At 60.2% G+C, this 20,553-nt stretch carries 18 protein-coding genes; 10 read left to right on the plus strand and 8 right to left on the minus strand.

What is annotated here, in order from left to right; all coding sequences use genetic code 11:
• Positions 1–391: 391 nt before the first annotated feature.
• Complete coding sequence (gene ompA / locus ABNP46_RS05685; protein WP_349921453.1) at positions 392–1,411, minus strand: porin OmpA; 1,020 nt, start codon at positions 1,409–1,411, stop codon at positions 392–394.
• Between the two features lie 303 nt (positions 1,412–1,714).
• Positions 1,715–2,308, minus strand: a complete 594-nt coding sequence (locus ABNP46_RS05690) for a hypothetical protein (protein WP_349921454.1) — start codon at positions 2,306–2,308, stop codon at positions 1,715–1,717.
• A 258-nt stretch (positions 2,309–2,566) separates the two neighbouring features.
• Between ABNP46_RS05690 and ABNP46_RS05695 the strand changes: the two genes are divergently transcribed.
• Together ABNP46_RS05695 and ABNP46_RS05700 are read left to right on the plus strand one after the other, a co-directional pair.
• Positions 2,567–2,833 (plus strand): helix-turn-helix domain-containing protein, encoded by a 267-nt coding sequence (locus tag ABNP46_RS05695; RefSeq protein WP_010673503.1) that lies wholly within the window; start codon positions 2,567–2,569, stop codon positions 2,831–2,833.
• A gap of 198 nt (positions 2,834–3,031) precedes the next feature.
• Entirely contained in the window at positions 3,032–4,393 is a 1,362-nt protein-coding gene (locus ABNP46_RS05700) for a sodium-dependent transporter (RefSeq protein WP_349921455.1), read from the plus strand.
• A 55-nt stretch (positions 4,394–4,448) separates the two neighbouring features.
• Here the strand turns inward: ABNP46_RS05700 and rssA are convergent, their stop codons facing one another.
• Together rssA and ABNP46_RS05710 are read right to left on the minus strand one after the other, a co-directional pair.
• Complete coding sequence (gene rssA, locus ABNP46_RS05705) at positions 4,449–5,318, minus strand: patatin-like phospholipase RssA (protein WP_349921456.1); 870 nt, start codon at positions 5,316–5,318, stop codon at positions 4,449–4,451.
• A gap of 33 nt (positions 5,319–5,351) precedes the next feature.
• Positions 5,352–6,908: a sensor domain-containing diguanylate cyclase gene (locus ABNP46_RS05710; protein ID WP_349921457.1), complete on the minus strand. Its 1,557-nt coding sequence runs from the start codon at positions 6,906–6,908 to the stop codon at positions 5,352–5,354.
• Between the two features lie 192 nt (positions 6,909–7,100).
• Between ABNP46_RS05710 and ABNP46_RS05715 the strand changes: the two genes are divergently transcribed.
• The 4 genes from ABNP46_RS05715 (at position 7,101) to ABNP46_RS05730 (ending at position 14,352) form a co-directional block, all read left to right on the plus strand.
• Complete coding sequence (locus ABNP46_RS05715) at positions 7,101–8,165, plus strand: efflux RND transporter periplasmic adaptor subunit (RefSeq protein ID WP_434476180.1); 1,065 nt, start codon at positions 7,101–7,103, stop codon at positions 8,163–8,165.
• Entirely contained in the window at positions 8,165–11,347 is a 3,183-nt protein-coding gene (locus ABNP46_RS05720) for an efflux RND transporter permease subunit (RefSeq protein WP_349921459.1), read from the plus strand. The genes ABNP46_RS05715 and ABNP46_RS05720 overlap by 1 nt, the downstream gene beginning before the upstream one ends.
• A gap of 97 nt (positions 11,348–11,444) precedes the next feature.
• Positions 11,445–11,816, plus strand: coding sequence for a hypothetical protein (locus tag ABNP46_RS05725; protein WP_349921460.1), 372 nt, complete (start codon positions 11,445–11,447; stop codon positions 11,814–11,816).
• A 145-nt stretch (positions 11,817–11,961) separates the two neighbouring features.
• A complete protein-coding gene (locus tag ABNP46_RS05730; RefSeq protein WP_349921461.1) occupies positions 11,962–14,352 on the plus strand; it encodes a YgiQ family radical SAM protein in 2,391 nt (796 codons plus the stop codon).
• 117 nt (positions 14,353–14,469) lie between these two features.
• On the opposite strand, the gene ABNP46_RS05735 is transcribed toward ABNP46_RS05730, so the two are convergent.
• Together ABNP46_RS05735 and ABNP46_RS05740 are read right to left on the minus strand one after the other, a co-directional pair.
• Complete coding sequence (locus ABNP46_RS05735; RefSeq protein ID WP_349921462.1) at positions 14,470–15,018, minus strand: hypothetical protein; 549 nt, start codon at positions 15,016–15,018, stop codon at positions 14,470–14,472.
• Between the two features lie 11 nt (positions 15,019–15,029).
• Positions 15,030–15,269 carry a hypothetical protein gene (locus ABNP46_RS05740; protein WP_349921463.1) on the minus strand — a complete coding sequence of 80 codons (240 nt, stop codon included), beginning with the start codon at positions 15,267–15,269 and terminating at the stop codon, positions 15,030–15,032.
• Between the two features lie 474 nt (positions 15,270–15,743).
• Here ABNP46_RS05740 and ABNP46_RS05745 point away from each other — a divergent pair, with 474 nt between their 5' ends.
• Positions 15,744–15,971 (plus strand): hypothetical protein, encoded by a 228-nt coding sequence (locus tag ABNP46_RS05745; RefSeq protein WP_349921464.1) that lies wholly within the window; start codon positions 15,744–15,746, stop codon positions 15,969–15,971.
• A 35-nt stretch (positions 15,972–16,006) separates the two neighbouring features.
• On the opposite strand, the gene ABNP46_RS05750 is transcribed toward ABNP46_RS05745, so the two are convergent.
• Complete coding sequence (locus tag ABNP46_RS05750; protein ID WP_349921465.1) at positions 16,007–16,510, minus strand: DinB family protein; 504 nt, start codon at positions 16,508–16,510, stop codon at positions 16,007–16,009.
• 229 nt (positions 16,511–16,739) lie between these two features.
• Here ABNP46_RS05750 and ABNP46_RS05755 point away from each other — a divergent pair, with 229 nt between their 5' ends.
• The 3 genes from ABNP46_RS05755 to aqpZ all read left to right on the plus strand — a co-directional run bounded on the left by ABNP46_RS05755 (position 16,740) and on the right by aqpZ (position 19,329).
• Positions 16,740–17,654 (plus strand): Gfo/Idh/MocA family protein, encoded by a 915-nt coding sequence (locus ABNP46_RS05755; protein ID WP_349921466.1) that lies wholly within the window; start codon positions 16,740–16,742, stop codon positions 17,652–17,654.
• Positions 17,655–17,835: 181 nt separating this feature from the next.
• Positions 17,836–18,357, plus strand: coding sequence for a crossover junction endodeoxyribonuclease RuvC (gene ruvC / locus ABNP46_RS05760; protein WP_349921467.1), 522 nt, complete (start codon positions 17,836–17,838; stop codon positions 18,355–18,357).
• A 285-nt stretch (positions 18,358–18,642) separates the two neighbouring features.
• Complete coding sequence (aqpZ, locus tag ABNP46_RS05765; protein ID WP_349921468.1) at positions 18,643–19,329, plus strand: aquaporin Z; 687 nt, start codon at positions 18,643–18,645, stop codon at positions 19,327–19,329.
• Positions 19,330–19,652: 323 nt separating this feature from the next.
• On the opposite strand, the gene ABNP46_RS05775 is transcribed toward aqpZ, so the two are convergent.
• Positions 19,653–20,414, minus strand: coding sequence for a lytic transglycosylase domain-containing protein (locus tag ABNP46_RS05775; RefSeq protein ID WP_349922397.1), 762 nt, complete (start codon positions 20,412–20,414; stop codon positions 19,653–19,655).
• Between the last annotated feature and the right edge of the window lie 139 nt (positions 20,415–20,553).

A 20,553-nucleotide genomic window follows, 5' to 3' on the forward strand; every position in this document is an offset into this window, starting at 1 on the left:
ACCGATCGCAAATGACACTTCATGTTGCGACTCCGTGAGGTGATCACGGGCGGCCTGAATAAAAAATGGATGGTAACCAGGATTCTCATGAAGCCTTAACTCCATGGACAACTAACCGGGCTTTAAGCACTTTTAATAGTTCATCCAATGTCTTACAAGCCGAATAACTGTATTCTTTTGACTCGGGATGATCAAGTTTCTGAACAGATAAGCAACAAGTGATGGCGTGGTGAGGAAGACGGGAGCGGGGGGCCGAGTGGCAGGAAAGCTGACGCAATCATGGCGCCACGGAGATAAGACAGAAGCTGACGCCAGAGCAGGGCCAGACGCAGACAAGCAAAAGGGGGATGCCGTGGCATCCCCCTTTTTGCATTATCTGAATGAAATCAGATTATTGCTGAACTTCTTGAACGCCGGAGACGCGCACTTCTACACGACGGTCCGGAGCCAGGCAGGAGATCAGCTCGTTCTTGCCCTTGACGCTGTTGCACTTGGTGCCAGTGACAGGGTTGGCTTCGCCACGACCTTCAACGGCAACCTTGCTGGCAGCCATACCCTTGCTGACCAGGAAGTTGGCAACGGTGCGGGCACGAGCTTCGGACAGCTTCTGGTTGTAGGCGTCAGAACCGATACGGTCGGAGTAACCAACAACAACGGCGCTGCCGTCTTTCGGCTGGAACTCAACGATCTGCTGGTACAGAGCGTTCAGGGCATCCTGACCTTCCGGCTTCAGGGTGTCTTTGCCAAAGGCAAACAGCACGTCGGAGTTCAGGGCGAAGTTCTTCTCGACAACTTGCGGAGCCGGAGCCGGAGCTTCTTCAACAACCGGAGCCGGAGCCGGCTCTACGTAGGAAGAACGGAACGGGTGGTATACGGCTTCCAGAGTCGCGATGCTTTGGTTGGCCTTGTAGCTCACGCCACCGGCTTCCAGAGCAGCCACGTCCCACATGTAACGGTAACGAGCTTGCAGATCCAGAGCGTCGTTGACCTTGTAGGTCACACCGGCGCCAGCCAGCGGGGATACTTTGGTATCGCTGGTGCCCATACCGTCGGTGTGGCCCCAGTAGGCGCCGCCTTCAGCGAACAGGGAGAAGTCGTTGCCCAGCGGCAGACGAGCGATACCGGACAGGGTGGCACCCTGGCTTTCGTAACGGTTGCCATCGGTGTTACCACGGCCGGTGTACTGGTAGCCCAGCTCGGAACCGAAGTACTCGTTGAAGTTGTAACCGGTGAATACGTTGACGGCAGTTGCGTCTTCTTCGCCGTTGGTCACGCCTTCGATCTTGTTCAGACCGTTGAAGTGGGTAGCACCAACACCGGCACCGAAGTAGAAATCATCAGCGGCGTGCGCTGCGGTTGCACCCATGGTAGCCATAGCGATGGCAATCAGGGAAGGAGCCATTTTCATCATAAAATTATCCTCGTTGAGATGGCACGTATGACGTGCTTCGCACTTTTTAATTTATGTAAGCTGCTGGCTCTGCCGACTAACGATGGTTGAATCGGGCAGGGATCCCGGTTCCTTCCAGGAGGCACGCATTTGGGTGCACATGTGAATGGTTCGCATTGTCACCAATGAGCGTTCCACTACAAACAGCCGTGTCATTCCGATGACGTGGCGCACTCTAAGCCCATTTCAAAACATGATCAAGCTCACAGATAATCGATAGGGCAGATTGTGTCGTAGGGATAACTGGCTGTTTATCAGAATTAATTAGTGATCCAAGTAGGCACGGTGCAGTTTCTTTTCAAGCTTCAAATAGGCCTGAACCCAGCTGTTCTCGGAGGTTGTCCCCAATTCCCTCGCTGCAAATACCGCCAGATAGTCGGCCTCAGTTGCTTCGCACTGCAAGGGTGTGAAACTGAGCAAAAAATGACGGGCGAGATAGGGGTCGAGGGGCCAGATATTGAGAATGGCCCGTGCCACTGGTTGAATTGCAGCTGAACAGATGAAATGAAAATGTCCCGCTTCCAGCCAGGCCGTCATCTCGCCAAGAGCCTGTTCGGGGACGATCCCCCCGTCCCCCATCTCGCAGGCGAGTGTCATGCGATGGCCATTGCCAAGCAGCAGGCTGCCATCTTCTTGCAAGACGCCATCGTGACTGCGCAGGGGCACGGCGGCGGGCTGCTCCAGATACAGGCTGCTCTTGTCTGAGAGGGCCGCCAATACCGATGCCGCCTCGCTTTGCAAGGAGGCGGGCAGCCAAAAAGCCTCAGCCCGGCTCTGCTGGCCCTGATGGAGTTGGCGAGGCAGGCTGCTGGGGTCTGAATCGGGGTGGAGACGGGAGATTATACCGGGGAAAACCATGCTGATTACTCTTAAAGGGATAACTGGCGGATTATACGGGGGATGACCATGGCAACCATAAAGGTTTCTCTTCGAGACTGTTTACCTGAGGCGGCACAGCGATTACCATCCCCGATGTTTGTTAGGGTTGTCGTCGAAAGACGCTGATTAAAGATAGAGGCTCGACCATAACGAGTCCGTTCAAAACTGATACACTTGACTACGAGTCGTCGCGAAAAATAAAGGTGGAGTCAATCCGCCAAACGGAGTATGGAACACATGAATTCAAACATCGTAACTGTTGGCAAGAAGATCCGTCAGATCCGCGAAGCGGTTGGCCTGAGCCGTCCCAAGTTTGCCGATCTGCTGGGTGTCCCCCCCACCACCCTGAAAAACTATGAACTGGGTTATCGTGAAGTTGGTGGCGCCTTCTTGGTCGCCCTGGCTCACCACCCGGATCTGCACAAGTTCACCCTCTGGCTGCTGGCCGACAAGAAAGTCGCCGAAATCGGTCAGATCGGTCCGGACGACATTGCCAAGGCTTGAGTGATTGAGCCGAGATGAAAGTGCCGCCTACGGGGCGGCATTTTTTTATCCATCATTTTCAATTCTGTATTAATTAAATCCTGTTTACTGTGTTCCAAGTAGTGATTTAAACCAAAACTCCTTGCTCGCTGGCGCTATTTTCAGAGAATTCCGACTCTTTGAACGGGGCCTTCCCGGGATACATACAGCGAGACGAGCATGAGTCACACCACCCACCAGGCCAGAGATGGCTTCACCAGTACCTTCGGCGTTCTGGCCGCCACCCTGGGCTCGGCCGTGGGTCTTGGCAACATCTGGAAGTTTCCCTATCTGACTGGCGAGAATGGCGGTGCGGGTTTCCTGCTGGTCTATGTCATCGCCACCCTGCTGGTGGGACTGCCGGTGATGATCTCCGAGATCATGCTGGGGCGTCAGGCAAAATCCGATGCGGTGACGGGGCTCATCAAGCTGGCGCCAAAGGGGCAACCCTGGTGGTTGATTGCGGCCATGGGGGTGACGGCGGCCTTCCTCATCATGTCCTTCTATTCCGAGGTGGCGGCCTGGGTGTTTGCCTACATCTTCAAGGCGATCGACGGCTCCATCCTCTCCACCGATCCCAAGGTCACCGGGGCGGCCTTCGGGGCACTGATCGCCAACCCGTTGCAGAGCCTGCTCTGGCAGTGGCTGGTGCTGGCGCTGATGGGGGGCATCTTGCTGATGGGGGTCGCCAAGGGGATAGAAGCGGTAACCAAGCGGTTGATGCCGGTGCTCTTCATCCTTTTGCTGATCATCGGTCTGCGCAGCCTGACCCTGCCGGGGGCGAGCGAGGGGCTGCGTTTTCTGTTCTCTCCGGATTTTTCCAAGATCACCGCCGGCGTAGTCCTCACCGCCATGGGGCTGGCATTTTTCAAGCTCTCCATCGGCATGGGCTGCATGATGACCTATGGCAGCTATTTCCGGGACGATCAGCATATCCCGCTGACCACGGTGCGGGTGATGTGCGCGGACTTGTTCGTTTCCATGCTGGCGGGGATCGCCATCTTCCCGGCGGTATTCGCCTTTGGTTTCGAGCCCTCGGCCGGACCCTCCCTCTTGTTCATCACCATTCCGGCGGTGTTTGCCAGCATTCCGTTTGGTCACCTGTTCATGGTGCTCTTCTTCGTGCTCTCCGCCATCGCGGCCACCGGCGCCATGCTCTCCATCCTGGAGGTGCCGGTCTCGGTGCTGTCGGAGCGATTCCACATGAGCCGCAAGAAGGCGACGCTCATCAACTTGCTGGTACTGGGCGCGGTGGGGTCGACCTGCGCCCTCTCCAACAGCACGTTGGCGGACGTGCAGATCGCCGGCAAAACAGTCTTCGATCTGTTCGATTACCTCTCCTCCAACGTGCTCATGCCCCTTGGCGGCATACTGCTCTGCCTGTTCGTCGGCTGGGTCTGGGGCTTCGAGCGCATGGAGATGGCCCTGACCAACGACGGCCAGCTGGAGATAAGGATCCTCAAACCCCTCTTCTTCATCATCCGTTACGTCTCACCACTGCTGATCCTGGTGGTGATGCTCAAGGGGCTGGGCCTGTTCTGAGGCGAGTTGGAGAGATGAAAAAAGAGCGCCTGCGGGCGCTCTTTTTCTTGGGGGATCAGAGGATCCTGAGGCGGGAGAGCTCTTCCTTCAACTGTTCCAGATTGCGCTCGACGCAGGCCTCCCCCTCGTTGATGGCATCGCTCGCCCGGTGGAAGTCCATGATGGAGAAGCTGCCAAGGCGCGGGCAGAGCTGGATCTCCGGGGGGTCACCGGCCATGCGGGCACGGGTGATGCGCTCCTGCATGATGTTGATGGAGCCCGTCATCACGCTCCACATGCCCGGGGTGCTGGGCTCGCGTTCTCCCCGGTTCAGCCACTGGCTGAGCAAGCCGCCCTGGGCGGGTTCGTCGGAGTCGTCAGCCCAGGGCTGGTGCATGTCGGCGTTGAGGTTGACGGCGATCACCACCTCGGCCCCCATGGCGCGGGCCAGGGAGATGGGCACCGGGTTGACCACGGCGCCATCCACCAGCCACTGATCATCGATGCGGGTAGGGGTGAGCACGCCGGGCATGCCGCAGGAGGCGCGCACGCACTGGCGCAGTGGCCCCTCTTGCAGCCAGATCTCCCGGCCGGTGTTGAGCTCGGTGGCGACGCAGGCAAAGGGGATGGGCAGGCTCTCGATGGGGGGATCGCCTAAGTGATTGGCGGCGATGCCAAACACCTTGTCACCGCGAAACAGGCCACCGGAGAGGGCGGGATCGAGCAGCCCCATCACCTGCAAACGGGTGAAGCCGCGGACCCAGCTCTCCAGCTTGTCCAGCTCGCCGGCGGCATAGGCGGCGCCCACGAAACTGCCGATGGAGCAGCCCGCCACCAGATCCGGTTTGACGCCGAGCCGCTCCAGCGCCCGTATGATGCCTATGTGTGCCCAGCCCCGGGCAGCGCCGCTGCCCAGAGCCAGTCCCAGACGGGGTTTTCGTGACACAGTGCGTCTCCTTGGATGAATGAAGGCTCCAGCTTACTCCTGCTTCTGCTGGTCGTCATCCTGCCAGGTTTCGCTGCGATTGCGGCCATTGGCTTTGGCGCGGTAGAGGGCGTGATCCGCTCGGCGTATGGATTCGTGCAAGCTGATGCCTGCGCGCTGGCGGTGATGGCCGAGGCTGACCGTCACGCTGAGCCCGGTGGCAATCTCCGTCCAGGGGTGATCGGCGATGGCGATCCTGAGCTGCTCCACCAGATCTGCGAGGGAGGCGTGTTCGTCGCTCACCAGCAGCAGAAATTCCTCCCCGCCCCAACGGATGAGGGTATTGCCCACGTTCTTCAGGGATTGGGTGATGCGGACCAGCTGGATCAGCACCTGATCGCCAACCCCGTGGCCAAAGGTGTCGTTGACCCGTTTGAAATGGTCGCAATCAAACATGATGGCCCCCGTGGTGTGGGCGCCGCTTCGGGCCCATTTCTGCTCGAGAGCTGCGAAGTGGTGGCGATTGAAGGCCCCGGTGAGCGCATCGTGGCGGGAGAGGTATTTCAGACGCTGATTGAGGCGCATGGCCCGGAGGCTGGAGAGGGTGGCTATCACCAGGCAGAGCAGGGTGACGAGGGCGGTGACCGACTGGGAGATCAGCGCCTTGAACAGGGAGAATGGCGGGATGCGATGGATCAGGACGAGCTGGGTATCGGGAATGGCCTGGGTCAGCTGAAAGGCCCCCTGTTGCCACTGATAGTCGCTGCCCTGGTCGACATTGAAGCGCAGCGGGGCCTCACCGGGCTGGCTGCGGGCCAGCAGCTGCCCGTGCTGGTTGACCAGAAACGATGTGCCCAGCTGGGGGGCGGGCTGTTGCAGGGCCTGGTCGAGTTTTTCGAGTAATATATCGATGCTGAGCAGCCCCACCACTTTTTGACCTTTAACGATGGGTTGGGACAGGGTAATCATCTGCCCTCGGCCGGCGAAGTCCTGATACGGGCGCGAGAGGCTGACGTGCAACCGCGGCGACTGCTGGATTAGCACATCCTGCCAGAATGGCTTGTCATAGATGGCCGGATCGAAGTGAAACCGGCTGGAGGGCACCCAGGGATAGAGGTAGATGAAGTTGTCGATGCCGGTGAAGTAGATCCAGGCCACCTCGCCGTCCAGCAGTTTGCTGGCGGTGGAGAGCAGGGGAGAGAGGCTCAGCGCCAGGTGGAAGAGATCTTCCCGCTCACTACCCGGTGCCGGCAGTGGGCCAAGCCCCGTCAGGTTGCCGATGAGGGCGGGGGGGAGGTCGGCAGGCACCTGATCGAGGGCTATCTGCCGTGCACCATCGACGCGCAGGGACTGGTAGAGGTGGCGGGAGAGGATTGACTGGGGGTGGCTGCGCAGACGCTCCTCGGCCTGGCCCCGCATGGATTCCAGAAAGGCCTCCATCTCCTGGAATTGGGATCGCAGTTCGGCGGCCATGTGGTGGGTATCGCGGCTGTTTACATCGGTGATCTGGTTGAAGGTGTGCAGCAAGGAGAGAACGAGCAGGAGACTGCTCAGGCCCAGCAGCAACCACTGCAGACGGTACCTGGCGAAGGCTTGGCTCAATCTGGACATAAACGCACCGGAACTACTGAGTTGTGGCTCATCAGTGTAAGGCACAAAACCCGGCGCATCTTTGTTGGATGTCATTTTGATGGCCGTTAGTCATCGCCGTTACGATTTGTCACATTTCTACATAGTCACGGCATATTCAGGGGGTAACATGGTGCCATCATTGATGAAGTATCTCTCTCATTCTCTTAATTCATGGATCGTTTGATGAAAATGCGCATCTGGCTGTGGCTCTTTCCCCTTCTCCTGCTGCTGGCGGCAGCGGCCTGGTATGCACGGCAACCCGGGCCGGTCAGCGTGCATCAGCCAAAAGCCCTCAGCATCCGCGCCGAGACGGTCAAGCAGAGCTTGGCCGAACCCTCCATCAAGCTGGTCAGCAAGCTGGCGGCCAACCGCTCCGTGGTGGTGAGCCCCGAGGTGACCGGTCGTATCGTCAATATCGCGGTGCGCTCCGGCCAGCAGGTCAAGCAGGGGCAGACGCTGATCGCCCTGGATACGGGCAAGCAGGAGGCGGAGCTCGCCGAACAGAGCGCCAGCGTGCGCGACGAGAGCCGCAAGTTGCGGGACATGCGCAAACTGGTGGCGCGCGGGGCCATCACCACCTCCGAGCTGGAGGGGCAGGAGGCCATCGTCGCCCAGGCCCAAGCCCGGGTCGATGCGGCCCGCTATGAACTCTCTCTGCGCACCCTGACGGCGCCCTTTGACGGCACCGTCAGCCTCATCGACTTGAGCGAGGGGGCCCTGGTCAACAGCGGCGATGTCTTGCTGCACCTCGATGAACTGGCCAAGCTTCGCCTCGATCTGGCCGTGCCCGAGCGCTATCTCTCCCTGCTCAAGCCCGGCATGACGGTGACGGCGACCAGCTCCGCCTGGCCGGATCAATCCTTCTCCGGCGTGCTGGAAACCCTGGACAGCCGCATCTCCAGCGAGACCCAGAACATCAAGGCCCGAGTCATTCTTCCCAATGCCAGCGGGCAGTTGCGGCCCGGCATGCTGATGAACGTGGATCTCTCCCTGCCCGCCCAGAAGATGACCCTGATCCCGGCCCAGTCGGTGGAGTACGCCGGTGAGCTGCGCTATGTCTATCGCCTGGAGGCGGACGGCCATGTCAAACGCATCCCGGTGGAGCTCGGCGATACCCACGGCGAAGACGTGTGGGTGATCAAGGGGCTGAGCGTCGGGGATCGCATCGCGGTGGAGGGGCTGGTCAATTTGCGTGACGGTGCCCTGGTGCAGGATCTGGCTGAGGTGAAAGGCTGATGTGGCTCTCCGATATGTCAGTACGCCGCCCCTTGGTGGCGGTGGTCATCAGCGCCCTGCTCACGGTGTTTGGTCTGGTGGCGTTCAGCAAGTTGACGGTGCGGGAGATGCCGGACGTGCAGACGCCATCCGTCTCCATCACCACCACCTATGACGGGGCCGCCCCCGAGGTCATGGAGAGCCAGGTCACCAAGCCCATCGAGGATCAGCTCTCCGGCATCAGCGGCATCAAGAACATCAACTCGGTGACCCGCAAGGGGCGCTCCATGATCACCGTGGAGTTCAATCTCGGCTGGAACATGCTGGAGGGTACCTCGGATGTGCGCGACGCCATCTCCCGTGCCCGGCCCAAGCTGCCGGATGAGGTGGACGAACCCATGGTCACCAAGGACAACGGCAACGGGGACGTGGCCATCTGGCTGAATTTCAGCAGCACCCAGATGGATCGCACCGCCATGACGGATTACGCGAACCGCATGCTGGTGGACTCCCTGAGTCTGGTGGACGGGGTGAGCGAGGTCTCCCTCTCCGGGGATCTGAGCCAGGTGATGTATGTGCGGCTGCGCCCCGCCGACATGGCGGCCCGTGGCATCACGGTGGCGGATGTGCAGGATGCCCTCAAGCGGGAGAATATCGAGCTGCCGGGGGGGGAAATTCGCAACAACAGCATGACCATGGCGGTGCAGATTGCCCGGCTCTATCACAGTGCCGAGGATTTCCGCTCATTGCCGGTGACAACCGCCAGCAACGGTCAGAGCATCTATCTGGCGGACATCGCCGACGTGGAAGTGGGGGCCAAGAACGAAGACAGCGCCTATCAGCGCAACGGTCGCGAGAGTCTGGGGATCGGCATCGTCGCCCAGTCCACCGCCAACCCCCTCGCGGTGGCCCAGGGGATCGAGCGGAAGATGACTGAAATGCAGCGTTTTCTGCCAGAAGGGGCCAGTCTGGAAGTGGATTATGACTCCACCATCTTTATCAAGCAGGCGATCCACGAGGTGTACGAGACCCTCGCCATCTGCGCCCTGCTGGTGGTGGCCGTGCTCTACCTGTTCCTCGGGCAGGGGCGCACCACCCTGATCCCCGCCATCACGGTGCCGGTCTCCCTCATCTCCGCCTTCATCGGCGCCTGGTACCTCGGTTTTTCCATCAACCTCATCACCCTGCTGGCGCTCATTCTCGCCATCGGTCTGGTGGTGGATGACGCCATCGTGGTGGTGGAGAACATCCATCACCACCTGCAGCGGGGGGAATCCCCCCTGATGGCCGCCTGGCATGGCACCCGGGAAGTGGGCTTCGCGGTCATCGCCACCACCGCCGTGCTGGTGATGGTGTTCGTGCCCATCGCCTTCATGGATGGCATGGTGGGGCGGCTCTTTACCGAGTTCGCCATCCTGCTATCGCTGGCCGTGCTCTTCTCCTCCCTGGTGGCGCTGACCCTGACCCCGGCCATGGGCTCCTGGCTGATGCGCGCCGTAGACAAGCCGAATCCCCTTACCGCCAGGCTGGACGCGGGCCTCAGCTGGGTGGAGTCGCACTACCGGCGCCTGCTGGGCTGGGTGCTGCGCCGCTCCGTCTGGACGCCGCTGGTGCTGCTGCTCTGCCTTGGCGGCATCGGCGCCCTGTTTGGCAAGTTGCCGGCGAGCCTGACCCCGACCGAGGACAGGGGGGTGCTCTATGTGTTCGTGAAAGGGGCGGAAGGCACCAGCATCGAGCGGATGAAGCGCAACATGGAACAGGTCGAAGCCGCCATCATGCCCCTGCTCGGCAAGGGCGTGGTGCAGGCCGTGAGCTTCAGCACCCCGGCATTCGGGCGCGGCGGGGATCAGACCGGTCTTGCCATCATCCAGCTCACCGACTGGGCGATGCGGGACGAGACCGCCACCGAGTTCGGCCGCTCCCTGAGCGGTCGCCTCGCCGGCATTCCGGATGTGATGATCCGCACCTTCCAGCCCGGGTTCCGGGGGGGCTCCACCGCCGCCGTGCAGTTCGTGCTGCAGGGTTCGGATTACGCAGAAATTTACCAGCAGGGCCTGGCCCTGCAACAGGCGGCGAGCCAGAGCGGCCTGATGCTGGCACCGGATCTCGACTACGCCGAGAAGACCCCGGAGCTGCAGGTGACCATAGAGCGGGATCGGGCCAGCCAGCTCGGCATCCCGGTCTCCACGGTGGCGAGTTCGCTGCAGGCCCTGCTCGGCGGGGTCAGCCAGACCACCTATGTGGACAGGGGGGAGGAGTATGACGTCTACCTGCGTGCGAACCAGAACGACTTCAACGGCATCTCCGACATCAGCCGCATCTATCTGAAGGCGGCGAGCGGCGAGATGGTGAGCCTATCGACGCTGGCCACCATCAAACAGGTGGCGAGCCCCCAGCGCCTGAACCACTACCAGCGCCAGAAGGCCATCGCCCTCACCGCGGATCTGGCCCCCGGCCACACCCTGGGGGAGGCGCTCGACTTCCTCGATGGCTGGGCCGCCGACCATCTGCCCACCGGCATGTCGGTGGACTACGCCGGCGAGTCCAAGGACTATCGCGACAACCAGGGCGAGATGGCGCTGGTGTTTGGCTTAGCCCTGCTGGTGGTCTATCTGGTGCTGGTGGCGCAGTTCGAGAGCCTGGTGACCCCGACCGTGGTGATGGTGACCGTGCCCCTTGGCATCTTCGGCGGCCTGCTGGGGCTCTGGCTCACCGGGCAGGAGCTCAGCATCTACAGCCAGATCGGCATGATCATGTTGATCGGCATGGTGACCAAGAACGGCATCCTCATCGTCGAGTTCATCAACCAGTTGCGCCAGCGGGGGGAGACGTTTGAGGAGGCGATCATCGCAGGCTCGGTGCGCCGTCTGCGCCCCATCCTGATGACTTCGCTCACCGCCATCATCGGCGCCGTGCCCCTGATGATCTCCATGGGCGCGGGGTACGAGAGCCGGATGGCCGTGGGGACTGTGGTGTTCTTCGGCTTGTCCCTGGCGACCCTGGTGACCCTGCTGATGGTGCCCGCCATCTACCACCTGCTGGCCAAGCGGGCGGGGATGACGGGGGCGCGGGATCAACAGGTGAACGCGGCGCTGGCGGGGGAGCTGGTGGTGATGGCGCAGGCGCCGTCGACTGCCGAGGCGGCCACGCAGCTCGACCAGACGCCAGCGTCGCCGACGACCAGAGACAAGCCGACCGCCTAGTGCGCGCCCCCCATCTGGGGTCGGGATGGCGAAAGAGGGTGGCTCCCTGATGTGAGGTGGTTACTATGTGACCAGCTCAATATCGAGACCACCCATCATGTTGCCATCCGTGATCTACGAGCCGCTGCCTTTCCTGTATCTGGGCAGCGGTTTATGCTTGCTGGGGTTCGCCGGGCAGTCAACCCTGCTGCTGGCGGGGCTGGCCCTCTACCTTGCCGGCTCCCTCGTCTGGTTCAGGCGCGGTGCCCATCGCCGCCAGGACAAGCAGCGCCAGCCCCATCAGCGCAGCTGGCCTCACTGGCTCTACGAGAGCCGTCCCTTCGCCCTGATCCTGCTCGGTGTGCTGATGCTGCGCTTCTCGACCCATCCGGTTTTTCTGATCCCCGCCCTCATCTGGTGTTTGCTGGGGGGTTATCAGCTGCTGCTGCGCCACCATCACCGATTCGCACTCGCCCGCCCGCTGGGGTAGATTCTCGCGGCCCGTGAGGAGGGGCAGCCTGCGAGAGACGCCCTGCTTCCCGGGCTGACCCTGCGAATGGTGGGGGCAAAAAGCCATCGATCCGGGCTGATGTGCCCGGTATAATGCGCGACCCGAATTGTTCCAGGTGTTCAAAATGCAGCCGGTTACCCCTCTCTTCTCCTATCCCCGCTACTGGGCCGAGTGCTACGGCACGGCGCCCTTCTTGCCCATGTCTCGCAAGGAGATGGACAAGCTCGGCTGGGACAGCTGCGATATCGTGCTGGTGACCGGTGACGCCTACGTGGATCACCCGAGCTTCGGCATGGCGGTCATCGGCCGCATGCTGGAGTCCCAGGGCTTTCGGGTCGGCATCATCGCCCAGCCGGACTGGTCATCGAAGGATGACTTCATGCGTCTGGGCAAGCCGAACCTCTTCTACGGGGTGACCGCGGGCAACATGGACTCCATGATCAACCGCTATACCTCCGACAAGAAGCTGCGCCACGACGACGCCTACACCCCCGGCGACGTGGGTGGCAAGCGGCCGGATCGTGCGACCCTGGTCTACACCCAGCGCTGCAAGGAGGCTTACAAAGAGGTGCCGGTGGTCATCGGTGGCATAGAGGCGTCCCTGCGCCGCATCGCCCACTACGACTACTGGTCCGAGACCATACGCCGCTCCATCCTCATCGACGCCAAGGCCGACATCCTCATCTACGGCAACGCCGAGCGGCCGCTCATCGAGGTGGCGCACCGTATCGCAGGCGGCGAGACCATGGAGACCATGCAGGACATCCGCGGCACCGCGGTGATCCGCAAGGAGCCGCTGCCCGAATGGCGCGGGGTGGATTCGAGCAAGCTGGATCAGATCGGCCGCATCGATCCCATCATGAACCCCTATATGGAAGGGGCGCCTTGCTCTGACGACGAGGGTACGGCGCCGGTAGAGCAGGAGGCCAAGCCCGTGCTGGTGCAGCCACCGAAGCAAAAGCCCTGGGAGAAGACCTACGTCAAGCTGCCGGCGTTCGAGCGGGTGAAGGAAGACAAGGTGCTCTACGCCCATGCGTCTCGCATCCTGCACCACGAGACCAACCCCGGCTGCGCCCGCGCTCTGGCCCAGGCTCATGGCGATCGCATCATCTGGGTCAACCCGCCCGCCTTCCCGCTCGAGACCGACGAGATGGACGGGGTGTTCGGTCTGCCGTACCAGCGGGTGCCACACCCGGCCTATGGCAACGAGAAGATCCCGGCTTACGAGATGATCAAGACCTCGGTCAACATCATGCGTGGCTGCTTCGGCGGCTGCTCCTTCTGCTCCATCACCGAGCACGAGGGGCGCATCATCCAGAGCCGCTCGGAAGAGTCGATCATCAAAGAAATCGAAGAGATCCGCGACAAGGTGCCGGGCTTCACCGGTGTCATCTCGGATCTCGGCGGTCCCACCGCCAACATGTACAAGCTGCGCTGCAAGAGCCCCAAGGCCGAGCAGACCTGCCGCCGCGCCTCCTGCGTCTGGCCGACCATCTGCCCGCACATGGACACCGACCATACCCCGACCATCGATCTCTATCGCAAGGCGCGGGATGTGAAGGGGATCAAGAAGATTTTGATCGCCTCCGGGGTGCGCTACGACATCGCCGTGGAAGATCCGCGCTACATCAAGGAGCTCGCCAAGTACCACGTCGGCGGCTACCTCAAGATCGCGCCGGAGCACACCGAGGAGGGCCCGCTCTCCAAGATGATGAAGCCGGGCATGGGCAGCTACTACAGCTTCAAGGAGCTGTTCGACAAGTACTCCAAAGAGGCGGGCAAGCAGCAGTACCTGATCCCCTACTTCATCTCCGCCCACCCGGGCACGACCGATGAGGACATGGTGAACATGGCGCTCTGGGTAAAAACGAACCGCTTCAAGCTGGATCAGGTGCAGAACTTCTACCCGTCGCCGCTCGCGAACGCCACCACCATGTATTACACCGAGAAAAACCCGCTCAACAAGGTGAGCCGCCAGGGTGGGGACGTGTTCGTGGTGAAAGGGGAGCGTCGCCGTCGCCTGCACAAGGCGCTGCTGCGCTACCACGATCCGGCTGGTTGGCCCATGATCCGCGAGGCTCTTCTCGAGATGGGTAAGGGTCACCTCATCGGTAACGGCCCCGACTGCCTGGTGCCGCCGGAAGGGCGCGGCGAGGCCAAGGCCGAGCGCAGCCGCAACAAAGGCCTGAAACCGGCCCTGACCCGCCACAGTGCCATCACCCATCAGCGTAGTAACGGGGCTGGCGCAGGCAATGCCCCGGCGGCCAGCAGAAACGGCGGCAAGGCGGGCAATGGCAAGCCGGTGAGGTCTCAGCTCCAGAAAGGCTTGGGTAACGGCAAGTCTGCCGCACAGGGGGCTGGGCAGGGCGCAAGTCAGGGTAAACCGACCGGCAAACCTGCTCACAAGGGCAAGGCCCCGACCCGTGCCGGCTCTGCCAAGCCGGGTGCCAAACCCGCTACTCAAGGCGGCAAGCCTGCGGCCAACGACAATGGTGCCAAGCGACCGGCGCGGTGATATTTGCTGATTAGCAAGGCGATAGAAAAGAAAAAGGCGACCAGATGGTCGCCTTTTTTATGGCTACTTCGGATATGTTTTTTAGTTTGATTATGACTGTTTTTAGATTTATATCGGTTATGTATTTTTAGACTCGCTTACAAATGATTCATTATTATTCTTCAGTGTTCTTTTAAAATATTCATCAATGTCTCTTTTAGTAATTTTGATTTTATTTGTTTCGATAATGTTATTATATTCCCTGTCGAAATTAGATGGTGCAGGGTATTTAATTTCATTTAAAAGCATCATTTGTTCTTGTTGTATGCGCTGTATTGCATTCATTATTTCTGAATATTGTAACTCATTCAAAAGATTTGCTTTTGCTTCCGCGCTTAGATCTGCTTGACCAAGTTGGGCTGGTGAAGTTAATTCTAACAATCTAATCAATGAGTTTATTTCATTTTTATCCGCACGTTTGGCGTATGTATCCTTTAAAGTCTCAGCTAATTTTGCTATTGCAACCTTGACATCACGATATTTCATTCCTTTGCTATAATTTACGTATCGTAGACTTGAAACGTCAAATGGTGCTCCGGTTGAATCGTCTATCATTAAAACGGTTGGTTTATCAAATGCTTGCCGCACACCTAACTCATAAAAAACATTTGGGTTTTTGGCACTCATATCACAAATTGCTATATCTGAAGCGATAACGTTTTTAATATGTCTAGTTGTATGAGATTTGTGTTTTTTGTTTCATCTGCTCTAACAGGAATCATATTAGCTAACTCAATAGCTGGTTTTATTATGTCTTGATAAACAAGGGTGAAGTGGTCAGGATCATATCCAGGCTGATTTGAAATAGGCATAATAACAAAGCAAGTAGGGGGGGTATTAGGTGCAATATCTGTTACTGTTTGTGGTGATTTTGTCATTCTTAAATTTCTCGTGTTTGATGAAGGATTCAGATATTCCACATGTCTTGACCTGATTACCCATGCCCCTCAGCCAGCTTCAAGAGCCGATATGGCATCGGAGGGTAGGACGCTGGGACACCCACCTTTTTGTATTAGGCGTAACGTCACCAAATCTCACGCTACCGCCCGTGGATTACAGCTTCCAATATACTCCCTTGACCCGAGCTGGCAGCAACCCATCGCAGTTCAACAGGTTCTGGATGGCTATGGTGAGCCAAACGAAACTTTCTGAGCGAGCCTTAAAATGCTGTAACCATCAGAATTTCATAGTTTTTTGAACTGGATCAGCAAATGGATTTGAAAGGGCATATGTGGCTATTTTCATTTCCCCAAAAGATGACTGTCCCCATCGGGGGTGGCTTTGTTATCTTGCCGGGTAGATCGGCAGGGGCGATAGGTGCCTCTTTATCTCACTCCAACAGGTGCAATCAGATGGCGTTAAAGATGCGATCCCGCAGGGAGAAGGTGGGCAGCGGGCTCGGGCTGGTGATGGGGCTTATTGCCTTTAACCTGATCGCGCCCCTGCTCCTTGAAGCAAAAGAGATCTCCGATATGAACCGGATGATCGGGGCCATGATCAGCGCCATGATCTGCTCCGAGCTCGGAGCCAGAGTCGGCAAGTGGCTCGATGCCAGAGAGCAGGTCAAATCCCCAGAGTAGAGGGCGACAAGGGTCGCCCTCGTTTTATTTATTGCTTAGCCGCCGCGACGTTCGGGTTCGCTGCGATGCAGGAAGGCGGTCAGGGTATCCCGCGGCGGCGTGATGCCGCACTGCACCAGAAGCCGCCCGATAGTTCCCCTGTGATAACCGCCGTGGGTCACCAGGTGCAGCAGCATCTCGGCGCGGCTCATCTGTCCCCTGTCCCCATCCACAAAGTTGAACGAGAGCACGGCCTCGCCATCTGATTGTCGAAGGTTTGCAACGTAATCCAGATACCAGGCATCCAGCTTGCCGATGGCACTGTGCAATTCAGCCAGGGTCGGCGTCTCCAGGGTATTGGTGGCACTGAAGCCGTGAGGCTCTCCCAGCAGATTGCTCTTGAAGATGGCATCGACCACATGGATATGGTTGAAGATGCGAAGGGCCGTGTGGTGCGCCTCGGCATATTGCTGCGAGTCCAGGATGGCGAGGGCATCCAGCAGTTCACCGTCGGCCCAGGCCTTGTAGCGAAACAGAGAGTGAAGGGTCGAAGTGCTCATGGTCTTCCTTGATGGGGTATCACGTGAAGCGCTCATCTTAGCCAGACGCCGGTGACTTGGGAATCTCGGCCCCCGCTGCCCGTTTCAGATCTTCGCCTGTTTTTCCTTGCAGATCAGGGAGCTGTGAAGCGCCTCCCATCCGGGGTCTTGCCCGGTTCGCCAAGGGGCGGGGACGTGTTACCTTGCTGCTCTGGTCCCCTACTATCAGACAACTAGGCAAGGAGTTCCCATGCGCATTGCCCTCGTAGGTCTTGGTGATATCGCCCAGAAAGCCTATCTGCCGCTGCTCGCGAGCGATGAGCGAGTCACCCCGCTGCTCTGCACCCGCAGCCCGGAGGTATTGGGCAAATTGGCCCGCCAGTATCGCATTGCCGAGTGCTTCACCGAGGTGGATGCGCTGCTGGCGAGCCGCCCGGACGCCGTGATGATCCACGCAGCCACCGCTGTGCACTTCGCGCTGGCCCGCCAGTGCCTGCAAGCGGGCATCCCCACCTTCGTGGACAAGCCGCTCTGTTTTGATTACGCCGAGGTGGAAGCGCTCGCCGACCTCGCCATTGCGAAGGATTGCCCGCTGTTTGTGGGTTTCAACCGCCGCTATCTGCCCGCCATGAGCGCCGCCCGTTCAGATAATCAGCCACTCACCGAGATCCATTGGCAGAAGCACAGGCATGCCCTGCCTGGGTTGCCGCGTCAGTTCCTGTTCGACGACTGCATCCATGTGCTCGACAGCCTCTGCTTCTATGGCGGCGCGCCTGACGGGGATCTCCATGCGGTGCTTCGGCGAAGCCCCCAGCAGCCCGAGCAGCTGGCCGGGGTGAGCGTCACCTGGCAGAGCGGGCAGACGGCGGTGAGCGGCAGCATGAACCGCAGCGCCGGCATCACCGAGGAGCGCATCGATGCCTATGGCGACAACCTCTCCCTGCATATCGAGAACTGCACCCGGGGCACCTTGGCCCGCGATAAAACCGTGCAGACCTTGGCCCCCGACGACTGGCAGCCGACGCTGGCGAGCCGGGGCTTCGTGGCGATGCTCGATCACTGGTATGGGCAGATTGCAGCGGGCCGCGCCGATGGGCGGCTTGTCGAGAGCTATTTGCAGAGCCATCACTTGGCCGAGCGACTGGTGGCGATGGCGGGCAAGTGACCCGCTCCGGGTCTGCTGTGCCGGTTAGTGCGGGACGAATGGTGAAATAATCGCCATAGCACTGTATGGGATGACGGTTCCCTGTGCAGTCGGCGGGGGAAGGGGCCCGCCGTGCGAGCCAAGCGCCGGCTTGTTTGCTATCTTGGCGACCAGAGACGGCCTTCAGAGCGATAGCGAATCTATGAGCATTATTTTGGGGATAGACCCGGGTTCGCGGATCACCGGTTACGGGGTCATCCGCATCGTGGCCGGCAAGGCGGAGTACCTGGGATCGGGGTGCATTCGCACCGATCTGGGCGAGCTGCCGTCACGCTTGAAGCAAGTCTACGACGGGGTGAGCGAGATTATCACCCAGTTCAAGCCAAACGAGTTCGCCATCGAGCGGGTCTTTATGGCGCGCAACGCGGACTCTGCCCTGAAGCTTGGTCAGGCCAGGGGCAGCGCCATCGTCGCGGCGGTCAACGCCTTGCTGCCGGTCAGCGAATACTCGGCGACCCAGATCAAGCAGGCGGTGGTGGGCACCGGTGGCGCCGCCAAGGAGCAGGTACAACACATGGTGACCCATCTGCTCAAGCTTTCGGCCACTCCCCAGGCGGATGCGGCGGATGCCCTCGGGGTGGCGCTCTGCCACTTCCATACCCAGCAGAGCCTGATCCGGATGGCGGGGCGGGCGACGGGGTCGGTGCGCGGTCGCTACCGCTAAGCCGGATGCCGGAGCCAGCCCTTGGTGGATGGCTCCGTTCTGTCAGACTTATCCCGATTGAGTCATTATCTGTCGCACCCAATCCAAAATTTCTTTGTGAACAAGGTCTTGGCTTGACGATAATCATCTCAATTAATCAATAACTTGTGACACTAATCACAATTTGTCTCTCAAACCGCCCATTTCGCCTTCCCCTGTCACACTCCCATAATATGGCGCCTGTTGAATAACAGTGTCCGTATGAGCCTTGCGTTCATATCAACGTCCATCGCGGGAGAGATAAGAGTGAAACCTTTTGCAGCTGAGTTTATGGGTACCTTCTGGCTGGTACTGGGGGGTTGTGGCAGCGCCGTGCTGGCCGCCGCTTTCCCGAACGTGGGGATCGGTCTGCTGGGCGTGGCCTTGGCTTTCGGTCTGACCGTGCTGACCATGGCCTATGCCATCGGCCACATTTCAGGTTGCCACCTGAACCCGGCCGTTACCGTGGGTCTGTGGGCGGGTGGCCGCTTCCCGGCCTCCAGCGTGCTGCCCTACATCGTCTCCCAGGTGCTGGGCGGTATCGCCGCCGCAGCCGTGCTCTATCTGATCGCAAGCGGCCAGGCCGGTTTCGATCTGGCGGGTGGCTTTGCCTCCAACGGCTATGGCGAGCACTCCCCGGGCGGTTACAGCCTGCTGGCGGCCCTGGTGTGTGAAGTGGTGATGACCGGCTTCTTCCTGTTCGTCATCATGGGTGCCACCGACAGCCGTGCTCCGGCCGGTTTTGCCCCCATCGCCATCGGCCTGTGCCTGACCCTGATCCACCTCATCAGCATCCCGGTGACCAACACCTCGGTCAACCCGGCGCGCAGCACTGGGGTTGCCCTCTTTGTTGGTGACTGGGCCATCGGCCAGCTGTGGTTGTTCTGGGTGGCGCCGATCGTCGGTGGCATTCTGGGTGCTTTGGCCTATCGCGTGGTCGCCACGAAAGAGTAAGCCGTTGCCAGTCAACGTGTGCTATCGACACGCCCTCGGGCGTGTTTTGTTTTTTCTGGGGCAGTGAAAATATGGGCTGGCCGTGACGGACCACGGAGAACACAAACGGTGCGGGGCAGTGAGGGCACCCGCGCCACATAGGCGCGGGTCTCTGCATGGTGGATGGGAAGGGATGCCGCCGTGCTTTTGTCTTGCTAAGGGCTTACAGGCCCCGGGCGTGCAGCATATCCCGGTAGCGCTGGTGCAGCAGCTTGACCCGCGCCACATAGGCGCGGGTCTCGGCATAGGGCGGAATGCCGCCGTGTTTTTGTCTTGCTAAGGGCTTACAGGCCCTGGGCGTGCAGCATATCCCGATAGCGCTGGTGCAGCAGCTTGACCCGCTCCACATAGGCGCGGGTTTCAGCATAGGGCGGAATACCGCCGTGTTTTTGCACGGCGCCGGCACCGGCGTTGTAGGCGGCGGTGGCTAGGGAGATATTGCCGTCGTACTGCTTGAGCAACCCCGCCAGGTACTTCACCCCGCCGAAGATGTTCTGCTCCGCCAGCAGGGCGTTGCCGACCCCGAGCTCGCGGGCCGTGGCGGGCATCAGCTGGGTCAGCCCCATGGCCCCCTTGCGGGAGACCGCCAAAGGGTTGAAGGCGGACTCGGCGTGAATGAGCGCCCGGATGAGGGCGGGATCCACGCTGTAGGTCTTGGCCGCCGCCTTGATGGTGCTGGCGTAGTCGTAGAGGAAGAGGCCTGTGGTGCGCCAGTTGACCTTGGAGGCGGGATCGCAGGCGTAGCAGTCGTTGAACTGCAGGAGCTCGTAGTGACCCTGATCCGGCATGATGTCGGAGTAGCGGATCACCCCGTTCTTTTGCACCGACTTGTAGACCTGGATCTGGCGCTGCGCCGGGGCCGATGCCTTGGCCAGTTCAGGGCCGGGCTCAGGGGCAGAGACGGCGGCGGGTGCTGGTTTAACCGTAGCCACGGGTTTCACCGTGATGGTGGGGGGGGTCTCGGTCGTCAGGATCACCACCTCGGCCGGTGATGGCATCTGGCCCCAGACAGAGAGGGAAATCAGGGGAAGGGCTCCCAGCAAGATCCATGCTTTCAACGGCTTGCTCCTTAAGCCTTGGTCGCCCGTTGAGTAAAGCATCAGAGGATGGGCAGAACAAGCCCGCGGTGTGGCGCGGTGCGAGAAAAACCCAAAAATGAGGCCGCGCAGTGGCGGCCTCGGACAA

The organism is Aeromonas veronii (genome assembly GCF_040215105.1).
Lineage (GTDB): Bacteria > Pseudomonadota > Gammaproteobacteria > Enterobacterales > Aeromonadaceae > Aeromonas > Aeromonas veronii_G.

What these genes read in the sequence shown, in the direction of transcription:
- ompA (WP_349921453.1), bottom strand. Translation starts at nt 1,411, where the DNA reads ATGATGAAAATGGCTCCTTCCCTGATTGCCATCGCTATGGCTACCATG.
- ABNP46_RS05690 (WP_349921454.1), bottom strand. Translation starts at nt 2,308, where the DNA reads ATGGTTTTCCCCGGTATAATCTCCCGTCTCCACCCCGATTCAGACCCC.
- ABNP46_RS05695 (WP_010673503.1), top strand. Translation starts at nt 2,567, where the DNA reads ATGAATTCAAACATCGTAACTGTTGGCAAGAAGATCCGTCAGATCCGC.
- ABNP46_RS05700 (WP_349921455.1), top strand. Translation starts at nt 3,032, where the DNA reads ATGAGTCACACCACCCACCAGGCCAGAGATGGCTTCACCAGTACCTTC.
- ABNP46_RS05710 (WP_349921457.1), bottom strand. Translation starts at nt 6,908, where the DNA reads ATGTCCAGATTGAGCCAAGCCTTCGCCAGGTACCGTCTGCAGTGGTTG.
- ABNP46_RS05715 (WP_434476180.1), top strand. Translation starts at nt 7,101, where the DNA reads ATGGATCGTTTGATGAAAATGCGCATCTGGCTGTGGCTCTTTCCCCTT.
- ABNP46_RS05720 (WP_349921459.1), top strand. Translation starts at nt 8,165, where the DNA reads ATGTGGCTCTCCGATATGTCAGTACGCCGCCCCTTGGTGGCGGTGGTC.
- ABNP46_RS05725 (WP_349921460.1), top strand. Translation starts at nt 11,445, where the DNA reads ATGTTGCCATCCGTGATCTACGAGCCGCTGCCTTTCCTGTATCTGGGC.
- ABNP46_RS05730 (WP_349921461.1), top strand. Translation starts at nt 11,962, where the DNA reads ATGCAGCCGGTTACCCCTCTCTTCTCCTATCCCCGCTACTGGGCCGAG.
- ABNP46_RS05735 (WP_349921462.1), bottom strand. Translation starts at nt 15,018, where the DNA reads ATGAGTGCCAAAAACCCAAATGTTTTTTATGAGTTAGGTGTGCGGCAA.
- ABNP46_RS05740 (WP_349921463.1), bottom strand. Translation starts at nt 15,269, where the DNA reads ATGACAAAATCACCACAAACAGTAACAGATATTGCACCTAATACCCCC.
- ABNP46_RS05745 (WP_349921464.1), top strand. Translation starts at nt 15,744, where the DNA reads ATGGCGTTAAAGATGCGATCCCGCAGGGAGAAGGTGGGCAGCGGGCTC.
- ABNP46_RS05750 (WP_349921465.1), bottom strand. Translation starts at nt 16,510, where the DNA reads ATGAGCACTTCGACCCTTCACTCTCTGTTTCGCTACAAGGCCTGGGCC.
- ABNP46_RS05755 (WP_349921466.1), top strand. Translation starts at nt 16,740, where the DNA reads ATGCGCATTGCCCTCGTAGGTCTTGGTGATATCGCCCAGAAAGCCTAT.
- ruvC (WP_349921467.1), top strand. Translation starts at nt 17,836, where the DNA reads ATGAGCATTATTTTGGGGATAGACCCGGGTTCGCGGATCACCGGTTAC.